Source organism: Umezawaea sp. NPDC059074 (genome assembly GCF_042738955.1).
Taxonomy (GTDB): domain Bacteria; phylum Actinomycetota; class Actinomycetes; order Mycobacteriales; family Pseudonocardiaceae; genus Umezawaea.
Window position 1 is genome coordinate 32,855 of the sequence record NZ_JBHYHC010000050.1, and the last position, 15,963, is coordinate 48,817.

Consider the following 15,963-nt stretch of genomic DNA (forward strand, 5'->3'; position numbering starts at 1 on the left):
GCTGTCCTCGTCCGGCGCGTAGAGGTCCGGGTGCGCGTTCGCGGCCTGCCACGCGGTTTCCGCCGCCGCCAGGCACTTCCGCGAGAACGCCCGGTCCCAGAGCGCCCAGATCCGCGCGCACTGGGCGCCCGCGGCGGCCAGGTTCAGCGTGGCGGCGGTCGACGGGGCGTGCAGGTAGCGGGGCTGCGGGTCGTTGGACGGCAGCATCGGGTGGGCGGTCCACGCCAGGTCGTGGATCTTGTGGTGCGCCATGCCCGCCAACGGCTTGTCGGCCGGGACCTGCATCTTCAGCAGGAACTCGACCTCCCAGCGGGCCTCGTCCAGCACGTCCGGGACGTGGTTGGCCTGCTCGGGGATCGCGAGCAGCCCGTCGCGCAGGCCTTCGAAGTCCAGCGTGCGCAGGGAGCGCTCGTAGGTGTCCATGAGCTGCCACGCCGCCAGCGCGCCGTTGACGACGTACTTGCCGTGGTCGCCCGCGTCGTACCAGCCGCCGCTCACGTCGAGCGAGTAGTCGCACGTGCCGGGCAGGCACGGCACCGACGTGTCGCCCTTGTTGGGCGCGACGCCGACGTGCCCGGCGGGCCTGGCGTAGGCGTCGCCGACGTACTTCGCGTCGATCGGGGTGCCGCTGCGGTTGTGGTAGAAGTACGCCAGCGAGTCCCGGCGCAGCGCGTCGTAGGGGCTCTTGGCGATGTCGAACGGCTCGCTGACGTCCGCGCCGACCGCCAGCACGTACCCGGTCCCGACGGTCTTGACCTTCGAGAAGTCCGCGATGTGCACGTGGTCGCCGGACATGGCGTCGTTGCCCTTGACGGTAGTGGTCCCCGTGGCCACGACCGCGCCCGCCGCGTCGCGCAGCTGCCACGTGACCGGCGTGGTGGCGGCGTTGACGACGGACGCCCGCTTGTCGCCCGAGGCGGCGTAGCCGAGCTGGTTGACCCGCACCGGCGAGCCGTAGGTCCAGCCGTCGCCGGGCCGGACCGCGCCGCCGGTCAGCGACACGTCGTCCAGGCAGAGGGTGTACGCCTCCTTGGCGCCACCGGCCTGGATCGCGACCTGGCCGCGGGTGGTGGCCCTGGTGGACGTGCCGGTGAACTCGAACGCCCTGGGCTCGGCGGTCAGCGGCACGGGCTTGTTCAGCGTGCTGGTGCTCGGCGGGTCGGCCAGCCCCACGGAGGCGCGGACGGTCACCGGCTTCGTGGCGGAGGCGGTGAACCGCAGCGTGTACGGCTGACCGGCCTCCAAGGGGATGTCGTTCTGGCCGATCATCGACTCCCACGGGTTGACCGTGCCCGCGGGGATGTCGGCGCAGAGTCTCCCCGACTCCACTCTGGACGGTGTGTTGCCGCTGCTCCACCACTGGGTCTTCCCGGCGGTGAAGGAACCGTTGAGCACTCGTTCGTAGGTCTCGGCGTGCGCCGGGGTCGCGAGACCGACCAGGAGCACGAGGGGCAGAGCGGCTGTGAACAGCCTGGAAGTGGCGGACATACCGGGCCCTCTCGGGATGTGCGACTCCCGGCACTCCACGGCGTCGAGCGGAATGGTCACCCTTCGAGGCCTCCGTGTCAACGGTCTCGAGTGGAGCGGTTTTCCCCCTTCACAGATGCGCAACTTGCCGGTTACAGTCCTGTAAGCGCTTCCAATTTTGCTTCCAACTTCAGCGTCCGCACCGGCACAGCCACGGCGTCACCGCAGCTCACAGGTGCTAATACCCGGTTTGGAAGCCTTCCAAGATCCCGATAGCGCTTCCAGATCCACTGGTCCCACCGGAGGTTTCGCATGGCTGTTCGACCCAGACGGACGTTGCTCGCGGCGGTTGTCGCCGGAGCGCTCGCGGCCACCGCCGCGTGCGGTGGCGGCGGGGACTCCGCGTCCGGGCAGACGACGCTGATCGTCAAGACCTTCAGCCAGTTCGGCTACGAGGAGCTGTACAAGGAGTACGAGGCGTCCCACCCCGGCATCAAGATCAAGGAGGAGAACATCGGGAAGCTGGGCGACTACACGCCCAAGCTCCAGCAGTGGATGGCCGCCGGGAAGGGCGCGGGCGACGTGGTCGCGCTGGAGGAGGGGATCCTCTCCCAGTTCATGGCCAAGCCGGACCAGTTCGTGAACCTGCTGGAGCACGGCGCGGACGCCGTGCGGCCGAACTTCCTGGAGTGGAAGTGGAAGCAGGCCTCGACGGCCGACGGCTCGAAGGTCATCGGGCTCGGCACGGACGTCGGCGCGCAGGGCATGTGCTACCGCACCGACCTGTTCGCCGCGGCCGGACTGCCCACCGACCGCGAGCAGGTCGGCGCGCTGTGGCCGACGTGGGACGACTACCTCGCCACCGGCAAGCGGTTCGCGCAGGCGGGCACGGACGCCAAGTTCTTCGACTCGTCGGGCAGCCTGTACCAGAACATCCTGATGCAGCAGGGCGACCACACGTACTACGACACGGCGAACAAGCTCGTCATCGACACCAACCCCGGCGTGCGCAAGGCGTGGGACCAGACCATCGCCCTGGTGAACGCGGGGCTGTCCGCCTCGATCGAGCAGTGGAGCCCGCAGTGGAACGCCGGGTTCAAGAACGGCGCGTTCGCCACGATCCCCTGCCCCTCCTGGATGCTCGGCACGATCGAGAAGCAGGCCGGGCCGGAGAACAAGGGGAAGTGGGACGTCGCCAGGGTTCCCGGCAACGGCGCCGTGCGCGGCGGCTCGTTCCTCGCGGTGCCGACGCAGAGCACCCACCAGAAGGAGGCCGCCGAGCTGGCGACGTTCCTGACCAGCCCCAAGGGGCAGACGGCGGCGTTCAAGTCGAAGAACAACTTCCCGTCCTCGCCCCAGGCGATCGACGACCCCGCGGTGCGGGAGTTCACCAACCCGTACTTCAACGGCGCGCCCGTCGGGAAGATCTTCGGCGACAGCGTGAAGGCGCTCAAGCCGGTGTACCTGGGCCCGGACAACAACCCGATCGGCGACCGCGTCGGGCAGGCGCTGACCGCCGTCGAGCAGGGCAAGCTCACGCCGGACGACGCGTGGGCCAAGGCCGTCGACGACGCCAAGCGCCTGGTGAAGTGACGCCGGGGCGCGATGGCGCCCCGCCGTCGCGCCCCCTCGTCCCCGTTGCACAGAAGGACAGACCTTGGTGACCGACCTGCGGCCGCGACCGGCCGAAACCAGAGTTCCACCCGCCCCGCTCCCGCGGCGGAGCTTCCTCTCCCACGTCGACGCGAAGTGGTCGCCGTACCTCTTCGTCGCGCCGTTCTTCGTGATCTTCGCGATCTTCGGCCTGTTCCCGTTGGCCTACACCGGATGGGTGTCCCTGCACGACTGGGACATCAGCGGCGCGGGCGCGTTCGTCGGGCTGGACAACTACACGACCCTGTTCGGCGACCCGGACTTCTGGAACGCGGTCGGCAACACCCTCGGGATGCTCGTGCTCGCCACCGTGCCGCAACTGGCGCTGGCGCTGGTCCTGGCGAGCCTGCTCAACCAGAAGCTGCGCGGCCTGACGTTCCTGCGGATGGGCGTGCTGCTGCCGATCGTCACGTCGGTGGCGGCCGTGGGCATCGTGTTCAGCCAGATCTTCGACCGCGACGCGGGCATGGTGAACGGGCTCCTCGGGCTGTTCGACGTGGCCCCGATCGACTGGCGCGCCGACAAGTGGTCGTCGTGGACCGCCATCGCGACCATGGTCAACTGGCGGTGGACCGGGTACAACGCGCTGATCTACCTGGCCGCGATGCAGTCGATCCCGCGCGAGCTGTACGAGGCCGCGACGGTCGACGGGGCCTCCAAGATCCGGCAGTTCCGCAGCATCACCGTGCCGATGATCCGGCCCGCGGTCCTCTTCACGGTGATCGTGTCCACGATCGCGGGCATGCAGCTGTTCACCGAGCCGCTGATCTTCGGCCAGGGCAGCTTCGCCATCTCCGGCGGCAGCCTGCGGCAGTTCCAGACGCTGTCGATGTACATGTTCGAGAAGGCGTTCCGCGACTTCGACTACGGGTACGGCTCCGCCGTGGCGTGGATGATCTTCCTGCTGATCACGCTGCTCGGGGTCGTCAACTTCCTCGTCACGCGAAAGGGGCGGTGAGCGTGCGCAAGTCCCAACCGCTGGTGTACCTCACGCTGCTCGTGGCGATCGGGCTGTCGGCGTTCCCGCTGTACTGGCTGTTCGTCGTGGCCACGCGGTCCAACGACATCGTCGGCGACTGGCCGCCGCCGCTGCTGCCCGGCGGCAACCTCGGCGACAACGTGTCGCGCCTGTTCGCCGCCGAGGACGCGCACTTCCTGCTGGGCATGGCGAACTCGGCGTTCGCGTCGGTCACCGTGACCGTGGCGGTGGTGTTCTTCAGCTCACTGGCCGGTTTCGCGTTCGCCAAGCTCAAGTTCCGGGGCCGCAACGGCCTGCTGCTGGTCATCCTGGCCACGATGATGATCCCCGTGCAGATGGGGATCATCCCGCTGTACATGATCATGGTGGAACTGGGCTGGCAGAACCGGATGCAGGCGGTCATCGTGCCCGCGCTGGTGTCGGCGTTCGGCGTGTTCCTGATGCGCCAGTACGCGGAGCGGGCCGTGCCGGACGAGCTGATCGAGGCCGCGAAGGTCGACGGCTGCTCGACGTTCCGGATCTTCTGGACCATCGTGCTGCCCGCGCTGCGGCCCGGCGCGGCGGTGCTCGGCCTGTTCACGTTCATGGGTACCTGGAACGAGTTCCTGTGGCCGCTGGCCGTGCTGGAGGCGGACAACCCGACGGTGCAGTTCTCGCTGAGCCAGCTCTCCACGACCTACTACACGGACTACACGCTGATGTTCGCCGGTGCGCTGGTCGCCACGGTGCCGCTGCTGCTCGTGTTCCTCGCCTTCGGCAGGCAGATCATCGGCGGGATCATGGAAGGGGCGGTCAAGGCGTGAGGCCGGGATTCGTCTGGGGGGCGGCCACGTCGAGCTACCAGATCGAGGGCGCGGTGGCGGAGGACGGGCGCGGACCGTCCATCTGGGACACGTTCGCCGCCACGCCGGGCAAGGTGGACAACGGCGACACGGGCGAGGTCGCCGCCGACCACTACCACCGCTACCGCGAGGACGTGGCGCTGATGGCCGACCTCGGCCTCGGCGCGTACCGGTTCTCCGTCGCCTGGCCGCGGGTGCAGCCGCTCGGCTCCGGCGCGGTGGACCAGCGCGGCCTCGACTTCTACCGGCGGCTCGTGGACGCGCTGCTGGACAAGGGGATCGAGCCGTGGCCGACGCTCTACCACTGGGACCTGCCGCAGCCGCTGGAGGACGCGGGCGGCTGGCCAGAACGGGACACCGCGCTGCGGTTCGCCGACTACGCGGCCGTGGTGCACGAGGCGCTGGCCGACCGGGTCACCCACTGGACCACGCTCAACGAGCCGTGGTGCTCGGCGTTCCTCGGCTACGCCACCGGGCGGCACGCCCCCGGCCGCCGCGAGCCCGCCGCGGCCGTGCGCGCCGCCCACCACCTGCTGCTGGGCCACGGCCTCGCCGTGCGGGCGATGGCGGGCGCACGGGTCGGCGTCACGCTCAACCTGACCACCGTGTCACCGCGTGGGCCCGCGGACGCGGACGCGGCCCGGCGGATCGACGGGATGCAGAACCGGATCTTCCTCGACCCGCTGCTGCGCGGCTCCTACCCCGCGGACGTGGTCGACGACCTGCGCGGGACCACCTCGTTCGACCACGTCCGGCCCGACGACCTGGCCACGATCTCCGCGCCGCTGGACTTCCTCGGCGTCAACTACTACTCCCCCATGCTGGTCGCTCGCAGCGCCGTCCCCACCCCGTCGGCCTACGTCGGCTCCCCGCACGTCGAGATGGTCGACGGCGGGCGGGCCCGGACGTCGATCGGCTGGGAGATCGACGCGGGCGGGCTGCGCGACCTGCTGCTGCGCCTGCGGGACGAGTACCCGGCGGTGCCGCTGCACATCACCGAGAACGGGGCCGCGTTCGACGACTCGCCGCACGACACGGCCAGGATCGCCTACCTCGCCGACCACCTGCGCGCGTGCGCCGAGGCGATCGACCTCGGCGTGCCGCTGCGGGGCTACTTCGCCTGGTCGCTGCTGGACAACTTCGAGTGGTCCTACGGCTACGCCCAGCGGTTCGGGCTCGTGCACGTGGACTACGCGACGCAGCGCCGCACTCTCAAGGACAGCGCCCGCTGGTACGCCGACGTCATCGCGCGGGGCGGGGAGCTTGGTAGTCTCCAGCGGGTAGACGACCACACGTGGGAGCGGTCCTGACCATGACCAACCGGCCGCCGACGCTCGACGAAGTGGCGCAGCGCGCGGGCGTGTCCACGGGGACCGCCTCGCGCGTCATCAACAACGCCCAGCACGTGAGCAACAAGGCCCGGCAGGCGGTGGAACGCGCCGTCGAGGAACTCGGGTACGTGCCGAACGTGGCCGGGCGGTCGCTGGCCAGCCAGCGGCGGGGCGCGGTCGTGCTGGCGATCTCCAGCGACGACCCGGCGCTGTTCGCGAACCTGTTCTTCGCCGAGGTCATCACCGGCGTCAACGCGGTCATCGAGGAGACGGACCTCCAGCTCATGCTGGTGCTGGCAGCCTCCGAACGCGGGCGCGACCGGCTCGCCCGGCTCCTCCAGTCGCGCAGCGCGGACGGCGTGATGCTGCTGGCGCTGCGGGAGAACGACCCGCTGTCCAAGCTCGCGGACGACAGCGGCGTGCCCGTGGTGCACGGCGGGCGCTCGCTCGACCGGACGCCGCAGTGGTACGTGGACGCGGACAACCGGGGCGGCGCGCGGCAGGCCGTGGAGCACCTGATCGGCATCGGCCGTCAGCGGATCGCCACCATCACCGGCCAGCTCGACCTGCACGTGGGCGTGAACCGGTACCTCGGCTACCGCGAGGCGCTGGCGTTGGCCGGGCTGAGCGACGAGCGGGTGGCGAACGGCGACTTCGGCGAGGCCAGCGGCGTGGCGGGGATGACCCGGTTGCTGGACGAGCACCCGGACCTGGACGCCGTGTTCGTGGCGTCCGACGCGATGGCCGCCGGGGCGTTGACCGTGCTGCGCGAGCGCGGGAAGTCCGTGCCGGAGGACATCGCGGTGGTGGGGTTCAACGACGTCGTGACGGCCCAGCACACCCAGCCGCGCCTCACGACGGTGCACCAGCCGATAGAGGCGCTGGGGCGGGAGATGACCCGGATGCTGGTGCGGCTGATCAACGGCGAGCGGCCGACGCCGCTGATCCTGCCGACGGAGCTGGTCATCCGCGACTCCGCCTGACGGTCAGCGGCTCGAAGTCCACGGTCGTCCGCGACCCGTCCGGCCAGTCGACCTCGATCGTCGTGCCGGTGACGCGGGCGGTGGGGCGGTAGGTGGTCGGCGTGAGCGAGGCGAACGCGGCGTGGAGCGCCGTGCCGTGGGCCGGGCCGGTCAGCCTGCGGACGCGGGCGTGGTCGGTGAACGCGGTGGCGGTCGGGATCTCGTCCTGGCCGGCCCAGCCGTGCAGCGGGTGCAGGGTGGAATCGGGCGCGGCCCAGCCCGTTTGCTCGACGACGGCGTCGGGTGGGGCCCCGATCACGCGGTGCGCGCGGAGTTCGTGCGGGCCGACGGCCACGGTGACGCTCTCCACCCGCAGGCCCGGCACCAGCGGTGGGCCGGGCGTGAACGCCGGGAGGTGGCTCGACGCGGCCCAGCCCCAGCCGTCGCCGTGGCCCGCGCCGAGGGGGTGGACGCGGCGGCGGACGCTGCGGACACCGTCCACCACGACGGCGAAGTGGTTGTCCGCCACCGTGAAGCTCGGTCCGGTGCTCGTGGAGTAAGCCTGCCTGCCGTAGTGGGGGTCGTCGTCGGCCGCCGACTCGCCCTCGTGCGAGCGGACGTGGTCGCTGCCGTGGTTGTGCAGGCGGACGACGCCGTGCGCCGACTGGACCAGGAAACCGGTCTTCGGCAGGGAGAACACCGCGTCGCCGGGGGTGTCCCCCTCGATATCGGTCCACAGTGGATGGTCGGCGGGCGCGAGCAGGCCGACGAACGCCTTGGAGGCCCAGTACGGCGAGGCGGGGCCGGAGTAGAACTGGAGCGTCGGCTCGTGCGGGCCGTGCCAGCCGAGGGTGAGCAGGCCGTTCGCGTCGACCGCGCCGCGGTCCAGGAAGTAGCGCAGCGACCCGCTGAGCAGGCGGCGGGACACGCCGGGCGCGAGCGGGGTGTGGCCGGTGACCGCGCCCAGCGCGACGGCGGAGGCCGCGGCGAAGCGGTACGTCAGCGACCGGCCGAAGTGCAGCGGGGCCCCGTCGTCGCCGAACAGCCGGGAGAAGGTCTCCAGGTGCTCGCGCAGGCGGTCGTCGTGCTGGGTGCTCGTTCGGGAGAGGTGGTTGTCCAGCACCGGGTACAGGTGCAGGGCCCAGCCGTTGTAGTGGTCGAAGGCGCGGCCGTCGCCGTCGCTGTACCAGCCCTGGCCTCGGTACCAGACCTCCAGCAGGTCCAGGGCCCGCGTCCGGGCGCGGGCCGTCTCGGCGTCGCCGCGGCCGACGGACTCCAGGAAACCCGCCACGGTGAACGGGAACAGGTACCAGTTGTTCGGCGCGGGGACGTGCCGCAGCGCGCCGCGCAGCCACTCCTCCACGCGGTCCTGCTCGCCGCCGTCGAGCCGGTCCCACAGCCAGGGCCGGGTGAGGCGCAGGCCGAGCGCGATCGACGCCGACTCCACCATCGGCTGGCCGCGGTCGTGGTAGTCCAGGATGGGCGGCCACTCCTCGGGCCCTTCCTTGGTGCCCGCCACGAGGCCTTCCGCGTAGCGGCCCAGCCAGTCGCGCGGGTCGCCGCCGCCCGCGACCCGGAACGCCGCGGCCAGGAACGTGCGGGCGTACCCCTCCAGACCGTCCGACACCGCCCCGTTGGCCGACGGCCGTCCCGGCAGGTCGAGCCTCGCGCCGTGCGGGCTCGCCCAGCGCCACGCGGCGTTCAGCAGTCTGTCGGCGACGGCTTCCCAGTGCGCGCGGGTGTACCCCGTGTGCGGGCTCAGCGCCCGGTCCTCGGGCGGCAGGGCGATCACGCGAGCTGCCCGAACAGCTCGCGGCGGACCGGGTGGGCGAAGCCCTCGCCCGCGGCCCAGCGCTCGACCTCGGCGACGGCGGCGTGCGCGAGGCGTCGCCACTCGTTGCCCTGCGAGCCCGCGACGTGCGGGGAGATGAGCACGTTGTCGCTGTCCCACAACGGGTGGTCGGGTGGGAGGACCTCGGGGTCGGTGACGTCGAGGACGGCCCGGATGCGGTTCTCCAGCAGCGCGTCGGTGAGGGCGGCCTGGTCGACCACCGCGCCGCGGGCGGTGTTGAGCAGCACGGCGTCCGGCGGCATGGCGTCGATCAGCTCGCGGCCGACGAGGCCGCGGGTGTCCGGCAGCAGGGGCGTGTGGACGCTCACGAGGTCGCTGCGGGCGAACAGGGCGGGCAGGTCGACCAGTTCGACGCCGAGCCCTTTCGCCTCTTCGGCGGTGACGTACGGGTCGTGCAGGAGGACGTGGAAGTCGAAGGGGCGCAACAGGTCCACGACCCGGCGGCCGATCGTGGACGCGGACAGCAGGCCGATCGTGCGGCCGAAGTTGCCGATGGCCTTGGGGGTGTGCAGCCAGTCGTCCTCGCGGCGGGTGACGCGGTGCTCGCGGGACCGCTCCAGCACGCGCTTGCCGGTCAGCAGGATCATCGCGACCGCGTACTCCGCGACCGGGAGCGCGTTGGCCGCGGCGGCGGACGACACCACGACGCCGCGGTCCCAGCACTCGGGCGTCACGTGGCCGCGCACCGAACCACCGGTGTGCACGACCGCGCGCAGCCGGGGCGCGTCCGCCAGCACAGCCGAGGTCAACGCCGGACAGCCCCACCCCGTGACGAGGACCTCGACGTCGGCCAGCACGGCACGGGCGTGGTCGGTGGTGAAGTCGGTGAGCACTCGCGGTTCGAGGTCCGCGACTTCACCGAGCGCGGCGAGGGTGTCCGGGTCGAACACGGCGTCCGCCGAGTCCGTCCACATGGCGAGGGCCGCGCGGGGTCGACCGGGCATCGGTTGGCCTCCTGGGGCTCAGCGTTGGGACACCGAAATCCTGATCGCTTGAGCACAACAGGTCAATACTCCGATCAAAGGAAACTCAAACGGTCAAACGATCACAATTAACGATCATGCCCCTTTCCGGTGACGACCAGCACCGCGGCGGCTTGCGGCAAGGTCCCGCCAGCCAGCACGAGGCAGAGGCCGCCCACCACAGCACCACAGCACCGGTCACTCGCACATGGTCGAGCCGCGCCTCGTCAACACGGTCAGACGCTCTTCGTCGAGCCGCGCACCGTCAACACGGTCACACCCTCTTCATCGAGCCGCGCACCGTCGATGCGGTCACACGCTCATCGTCGAACCCTGCACCGTCGATGCGGTCACACGCTCACCATCGAACCCCGCACCGTCAACACGGTCACACGCTCATCGTTGAGCCCCGCACCGTCAAGGTCGGCAACAGCTCCACCCGCCGCACATCTCGCTCCCCCGCCAAGCGCCGCAACAACACCTCGGCCGCCACCTTCCCCACCTCGGCCTTCGGCGGGGCGACCGCCGTCAACGGCGTGCCGCCCATGCCCGCCACCACGTCGTCGTACGCCACGACCGAGCAGTCCTCCGGCACCCGGACCCCGTGCGCGGCCAACTCCTGGACCAGCATCAACGCCTCGACATCCCCGTGCAGCACCACGCCGGTGATCCCGCGCTCCCGCACCTGGTCGGCGAACCCCGCCACCGCCTCGGCCCCCGGTCCGGGCCCGGCGTCCGGGGCGCTGAGCACCACGCCCCAGTCGTCGACCTCCGGCCGTGCCGCCACGATCTCCGCGAACGCCCTCCGCAGGGCGCGGGCCGTGGGGCTGTCGTCGCGCGCCGCCAACAGGATCCGCCGGTGGCCCAACCCCACCAGGTGGTCCACGGCCAGGTGCGCGCCGTACCAGTGGTCGGAGCACACCGAGTCCACCGCGTGCGCCGCGCTCCCCGCCGCGGGCCGCCGTTCCACCAGCACCACCGGCACCCCGATCCGCGCCAGCCACCCGTGGTCCGCCGCCTCGGCGTCGGCCGATCGCCAGCGCGGCGCGAGCAGCACTCCCCGCGCCCCCTCGGCCAACGCCCGCTCCACGATCGGCCGCTCGGCCCCGACGACCTGCGGCGCGATGTGCAACGCCACCCGCAGCCCGGCCTCCTCCAACACCACCCGAGCCCCGTGCACCGCCTCGTACAGGTACGTGTGCCGCTCCGGCACCACGAGCGCCACGGCCCCACCGGCGACCGGTTCGGCCACGTGCCGCTCGGCCACCCCCACCGGCCGCACCACGCCGTGCCCCCGCCGCACGACCCCGGCCCGCGCCATCTCCTCGACGTCCCGCCGCACCGTGACGACCGAGACCTCCAACTCGGCGGCCAACTCGCTCACCCGGACGGCCCCGCGCGACCCCACCACGCCCAGGATCCGCTGACGCCGGGCACCACTCGGTTCACGCATCGGCCGACCCTTTGTTCGTTTGACCGTTTGGGCCAGCATAACGATCTCGGGCGGAACCGCCGGGTTCATGATCGGATTCGGCGCGGAGACCCGTCCGGAAAGCGCAGGTGAACACCCTTGACCGGTGGTGACAAGACCGACGACGACTGACTCACCGGCCCGCCCGCACGCCGTTGAGGGGTGCGGGCTCTCAGTCCAGCGCGAGGCGGAGGCCGAAGCGGTGGCGGGCGGGAACGGCCCGCGCGATGAGCGACACCTCCACGAGCCCGGAGGGGTTCTCCGCCGACCGCACGCGGTACCGGTCGTCGTCGTCCTCGAACCCGATCCGCTCGAACGACGCCGTCTCACCCCGAGGCAGCACCAGGACGTAGCGCACCATGTCGACCTCCTGCCCGAAGTGCAGGACGTAGTCGTCGGCCACGCGGCGGCCCACCAGCGGCTCGCACATCCCCGGCCAGGTGATCACCAGCATGATCCGCAGGTCCACCCCGACCGCCGCGGGCGCCGGGAGGTGGGCGTGCACCTCCATCCGGCCGTCCGCGAGCCACGACGTCGTCGTGTGGTAGTCCGGGCCGGAGTCACCCCGGACGACGCACACGGCCTTGGACCGCTGCCGCTCCGGCTGGTCCCAGCCGGGGCCGATGCGGAAGCGGTAGAAGTGCGTCTCCGCGTCCTCGACCCTGGCGACCACGTTCACCGTCTCGACCGCGCCGCCGCGCGCGTCGATCACCGTCACGTCGTCCCACATCTTGATGCGCAGCGGCGCCCCGCGCAGGCGGTGGATCACGTTGCAGTAGTGGGCGACCAGGAGTTGGTCGCGCGCACGGGTCCCCGGCAGGTGCTTCCCCAGCCACGCGACGAAGGTCTTGAGCACGGAAGCCTCCTGTCCCCCGCGGCGCGCCGGGGCCGTTCGGATCGTCCGGCGGTCGACGGCGGAAGTCCATGCGCCCCCTGCATGAGCGGCGTCAACCGCAGGTGGCCAGCGACTTGTCCAGCGCCGCACGCTCCTCGGGCCGCACGCTCATCCCGTACTCGGTCTTCACGCCGACGTAGACCCTGGCGTAGGAGCAGGCGTACGCGGGGTTCGGCGGCATCCACTCGTCCGGGGTCTTGTCGCCCTTGGACTGGTTGACCTTGCCGGTCACCGCGATCAGGTTGTTGAGGTCGTTGGCCGCCGCCGCGCGGCGTTCGGGCGTCCACGCGGCCGCGCCGCTGCGCCACATCTCCGCCAGCGGGACGACGTGGTCGATCTGGATCTTCGACGTGCTGGTCAGCGTGTCGCCGGTGTACGGGTCGAGCAGCGTGCCGGAGGTGACCGAGCACCGGCCTTCCTTGCGGACGACGTCGGTCATGTCGCGGGCGAGGACCTGGTTGCGCTGGTCGCAGCCGTCGCCGTCCACGTCGAGCCACGGCTGGCCGAAGACGCAGCCCGCGCCGTTGCCGCAGTCGCGCTCGTAGCCGTCCATCTTGCCGAGCCCGCCTTCGGGCAGTTGGGCGAGTTCGGTCTTGGCGGTGGCGGCGTCCGGGGTTCCCTCGGGCACGCGGTCCACCGTGACGGCGGCGCCGGAGCCCCCGGCCGGAGCGGCTCCGACGTCCAGCGGGTCGCACCCCGCCAGCAGGAACGCCAACGCGGTCAACGCTGCGGCGGTGCGCCGGGTCATCGGGGCCTCCAGTGGGTCACCATGTCGATCAGCTGGTACCCGCCGGAGGCCCCGGCCAACCTCGAATTCCCTTGCCAGCGCCGAAAATGGGCCATTCGGCCTAACGTCCACTGTGGACCGTCAGAGCAGCCGCACGTCCGGGTGGCGGGGGGACGGGCCGTCGAACAGGCGGGTGGGGCGGCCTTTGAGGTGCAGGTCGAAGTAGGCGGCGAGGTAGTCGTGCTGGGCGGCCAGCGAGCGGGTCGGGGAGATCGTGCCGACCAGTTCGACGCGCTTGGCCGGTGGCAGCAGGGACGTCAGTTGGGGGACGGCGATCTGGAGGTCGGTGAAGCCGTAGTGCGTGCCGCCGTCCAAGTGGACGTCCCGCTTCCAGCCCCGTTGGTGCGGCCAGAAGTCGGCCCACGTCGGGTCGAGGGCGCGGTCGAGGTGGGAGTGCTCGATCTTCACCCCGGTCTCGGGGTCGACGAAGTCGGTGCCCATCAGCAGGAACGGGCGGTCCAGGCCTTGCCGGACGACCTCGCCCGGCTGGTCCGCGCCGGAGCGCATGGCGCCGTCGACGTTGACGCCCGCGTCGATGCGCCGGTCCTGGACCATCGTCTCCCCCGCAGTGAAGCCGCCGTAGGAGTGGCCGAACATGCCGACGCGCGACAGGTCCAGCGCGCCCGCCAAGCCGCGCGGCACGGGGTGGTGCTCGGCGTCCGGGTTGTCGCCGCGGTCCAGCCGGGCCAGCTGGTCCAGCACGAACCGGGTGTCCGCGACCCGCGCGTCGATCGCGGTCTTCATGGCGGTGGGATCGCTGTCGTCCAGCAGCGAGGGCTCCACCCGGCCGCCGGGGAACTCGACGGCCGCCGACTCGTGGGTGTGCGACAGCGACACGACGACGTACCCGCGGCTGGCCAGGTCGTCGGTGAGACCGGCGTTCAGCTCGCGCGCCGAACCGAGACCGGGCGAGAACAGCACCACGGGCCAGTCGCCGCGCCGCCGGTCGACCGCCGCTCCCGTGCGGGCCTGGCGGCGGGTCGCGCCCCAGTCGACCGATCCCCTCGGCACGTCGAAGAAGACCGGGCTCGACGTCACCGCGTCCACGGCGACGGCCATGCCCGGCGTCAGCCACGGCGCTCGCGGGCCGGGGCCCGCCGCCGGGTAGGTGATCGTGGTCATCACCTCGCGGCGGGTACCGGGGACCCACGGATCGGCGCGGTCCGGGTCGACCAGGTGCAGCTCGGTCGTCCCCACCGGGTACGGCCCGCTCAGCTCCGGCAGCGCGATCCGCGCCCCGGCCGCCGACGCGGGCGGCGCGGCGACCAGGGCGGTGGCGATCGCCAGTCCGGCGGCGATCGTTCGTCTGTGCATTGTGGACACCCCCGTCACGGGCGGCCGTGCGCCGCCCGGTCGTCATGCTGCCCTCGGGGAGGCCGCGCGAGCGTCGTTCGCGCGGCTCGTCCTCCGTCCCCCGCGCGGGGGACGGGGGGTCAGGAAGCGGTATGACTCGGGGCGTCGGCGCCGAGCCAGGCGTCCGGGCCGAAGACCTCGTACTGGACGCGGTCGGCGCGGACGCCGCCGTCCAGCAGGGCGCGGCGGACCGTGCGCATGAACGGCAGCGGGCCGCACAGCAGGGCGTGGGTGTCCGGGTCGACGGGGATCAGGGCGGGGTCGACGAGACCGGCGTGGGTGCCCGGACCACCGTCGCGCTCGTACCAGAGGACGAGGGACGCGTCGGGCAGGCTGTCCACGGCGTCGAGCAGGTCGGCGCGCAACGGGTGGGTGTCAGGGGTCCGGTCGGCGTGCACGACGGTGATCGGGCGGGGCGTGCCCGCGGCGGCGAGGTGGCGCAGTGCCGCCACGACGGGGGTCGCGCCCACGCCCGCGCTGGCCAGCAGCAGGGGTCCGTCGCCCGCCGGGAGGGCGAGGTCGCCGAACGGCGGGCTGACCTGGAGGCGGTCGCCGACCCGGACGACGTCGTGCAGGTGCGTGGACACCAGTCCCGCGGGGCGGTCGCCGCCCGCGCGGTGCCGCTTCACGGTGACGCGCAGGGGTTCGCCGGGTGCCGAGCTGACGGTGTACTGGCGGATCTGCCTGCCGAGGCCGGGCAGCTCGACGGCCACGCTGACGTACTGGCCGGGGCTGTGCGGGCGGACGCGGGACTCGGGTTCGAGCAGGAACGAGGTCACGTCGTCGGTCTCGCGGTGGACCCCGGTGACGGTGTGCGGGGTGAGGGGACGGCTGAACGAGCTGCCCGCGCGCTCGTACAGGCGCGACTCCTCGGCCACCAGCAGGCAGGCGAACAGCCAGAACACCTCGTCCCACGCGGCCACCACGTCGGGGGTCGCCGCGTCGCCGAGCACCTCGCCGATGGCGGCCATGAGGTGGCGGCCCACCACGACGTACTGGCTCGGCGTGACGCCGAGGGACGCGTGCTTGTGGGCGATGCGGCCGACGATCGACGCGAGCGGCACGGGTTTGATCCCGGCGAAGTGCGCGGCGACGGCGGCCACGGACATCGCGAGCGCCTGCCGCTGCTCCCCGTTCGCCTGGTTGCCCCGGTTGAACAGCTCCAGCAGTTCCGGGTGCGCCTCGAACATCCGGTCGTAGAAGCGGCCGGTGATCTCGACCCCGTGGCGCACGACGGTGTCGGCGGTGGCGCGGATGACGAGGACGGAGTCGGGAGCGAGCATCGAGGGGACCTCCAGTGATCGAGTACTGGTTAAAAACGTATCAGCGATACCTCTTTAAAGCCGGCCCCTGCCAACGTGATCAGGACTACTTGGTCGACAAAGAGGTATCCACCGGTTTGCTAAGGT

The 15,963-nt window shown here is 71.8% G+C and carries 13 protein-coding genes; 5 read left to right on the forward strand and 8 right to left on the reverse strand.

What is annotated here, in order from left to right; all coding sequences use genetic code 11:
• Positions 1-1,488: glycoside hydrolase family 9 protein (locus ACFWW9_RS23075; RefSeq protein ID WP_390381412.1), on the reverse strand; the 1,488-nt coding region annotated here is incomplete at its 3' end.
• 291 nt (positions 1,489-1,779) lie between these two features.
• Between ACFWW9_RS23075 and ACFWW9_RS23080 the strand changes: the two genes are divergently transcribed.
• The 5 genes from ACFWW9_RS23080 (at position 1,780) to ACFWW9_RS23100 (ending at position 7,255) form a co-directional block, all read left to right on the forward strand.
• Positions 1,780-3,060, forward strand: a complete 1,281-nt coding sequence (locus ACFWW9_RS23080; protein ID WP_390381415.1) for an extracellular solute-binding protein — start codon at positions 1,780-1,782, stop codon at positions 3,058-3,060.
• Between the two features lie 67 nt (positions 3,061-3,127).
• On the forward strand, positions 3,128-4,078 hold the full coding sequence (locus ACFWW9_RS23085; RefSeq protein ID WP_390381418.1) for a carbohydrate ABC transporter permease: 951 nt from the start codon (positions 3,128-3,130) through the stop codon (positions 4,076-4,078).
• A gap of 2 nt (positions 4,079-4,080) precedes the next feature.
• Positions 4,081-4,902, forward strand: coding sequence for a carbohydrate ABC transporter permease (locus ACFWW9_RS23090; protein ID WP_390381421.1), 822 nt, complete (start codon positions 4,081-4,083; stop codon positions 4,900-4,902).
• Positions 4,899-6,251: a GH1 family beta-glucosidase gene (locus ACFWW9_RS23095; RefSeq protein WP_390381424.1), complete on the forward strand. Its 1,353-nt coding sequence runs from the start codon at positions 4,899-4,901 to the stop codon at positions 6,249-6,251. The genes ACFWW9_RS23090 and ACFWW9_RS23095 overlap by 4 nt, the downstream gene beginning before the upstream one ends.
• A 2-nt stretch (positions 6,252-6,253) precedes the next feature.
• Entirely contained in the window at positions 6,254-7,255 is a 1,002-nt protein-coding gene (locus tag ACFWW9_RS23100; protein ID WP_390381427.1) for a LacI family DNA-binding transcriptional regulator, read from the forward strand.
• Here the strand turns inward: ACFWW9_RS23100 and ACFWW9_RS23105 are convergent.
• From ACFWW9_RS23105 to ACFWW9_RS23135, 7 genes are all read right to left on the reverse strand, one after another.
• Positions 7,236-9,026, reverse strand: coding sequence for a DUF2264 domain-containing protein (locus ACFWW9_RS23105; protein WP_390381430.1), 1,791 nt, complete (start codon positions 9,024-9,026; stop codon positions 7,236-7,238). The genes ACFWW9_RS23100 and ACFWW9_RS23105 overlap by 20 nt on opposite strands.
• Entirely contained in the window at positions 9,023-10,030 is a 1,008-nt protein-coding gene (locus tag ACFWW9_RS23110; RefSeq protein ID WP_390381433.1) for a hydroxyacid dehydrogenase, read from the reverse strand. Before ACFWW9_RS23110 ends, ACFWW9_RS23105 begins: the two co-directional genes overlap by 4 nt.
• A 406-nt stretch (positions 10,031-10,436) precedes the next feature.
• Positions 10,437-11,501 (reverse strand): substrate-binding domain-containing protein, encoded by a 1,065-nt coding sequence (locus ACFWW9_RS23115; protein ID WP_390381436.1) that lies wholly within the window; start codon positions 11,499-11,501, stop codon positions 10,437-10,439.
• A gap of 190 nt (positions 11,502-11,691) precedes the next feature.
• Positions 11,692-12,375, reverse strand: coding sequence for a hypothetical protein (locus tag ACFWW9_RS23120; protein WP_390381439.1), 684 nt, complete (start codon positions 12,373-12,375; stop codon positions 11,692-11,694).
• 91 nt (positions 12,376-12,466) lie between these two features.
• The gene (locus ACFWW9_RS23125; RefSeq protein ID WP_390381441.1) at positions 12,467-13,162 is read right to left on the reverse strand and encodes an HNH endonuclease family protein; all 696 of its coding nucleotides are present in this window, start codon (positions 13,160-13,162) and stop codon (positions 12,467-12,469) included.
• Positions 13,163-13,282: 120 nt separating this feature from the next.
• Positions 13,283-14,515, reverse strand: coding sequence for an alpha/beta hydrolase family protein (locus tag ACFWW9_RS23130; RefSeq protein WP_390381444.1), 1,233 nt, complete (start codon positions 14,513-14,515; stop codon positions 13,283-13,285).
• Between the two features lie 119 nt (positions 14,516-14,634).
• Positions 14,635-15,837, reverse strand: a complete 1,203-nt coding sequence (locus ACFWW9_RS23135; protein WP_390381447.1) for a globin domain-containing protein — start codon at positions 15,835-15,837, stop codon at positions 14,635-14,637.
• Positions 15,838-15,963 lie beyond the last annotated feature (126 nt).

What these genes read in the sequence shown, in the direction of transcription:
- ACFWW9_RS23115 (WP_390381436.1), bottom strand. Translation starts at nt 11,501, where the DNA reads ATGCGTGAACCGAGTGGTGCCCGGCGTCAGCGGATCCTGGGCGTGGTG.
- ACFWW9_RS23135 (WP_390381447.1), bottom strand. Translation starts at nt 15,837, where the DNA reads ATGCTCGCTCCCGACTCCGTCCTCGTCATCCGCGCCACCGCCGACACC.
- ACFWW9_RS23110 (WP_390381433.1), bottom strand. Translation starts at nt 10,030, where the DNA reads ATGCCCGGTCGACCCCGCGCGGCCCTCGCCATGTGGACGGACTCGGCG.
- ACFWW9_RS23125 (WP_390381441.1), bottom strand. Translation starts at nt 13,162, where the DNA reads ATGACCCGGCGCACCGCCGCAGCGTTGACCGCGTTGGCGTTCCTGCTG.
- ACFWW9_RS23100 (WP_390381427.1), top strand. Translation starts at nt 6,254, where the DNA reads ATGACCAACCGGCCGCCGACGCTCGACGAAGTGGCGCAGCGCGCGGGC.
- ACFWW9_RS23080 (WP_390381415.1), top strand. Translation starts at nt 1,780, where the DNA reads ATGGCTGTTCGACCCAGACGGACGTTGCTCGCGGCGGTTGTCGCCGGA.
- ACFWW9_RS23130 (WP_390381444.1), bottom strand. Translation starts at nt 14,515, where the DNA reads ATGCACAGACGAACGATCGCCGCCGGACTGGCGATCGCCACCGCCCTG.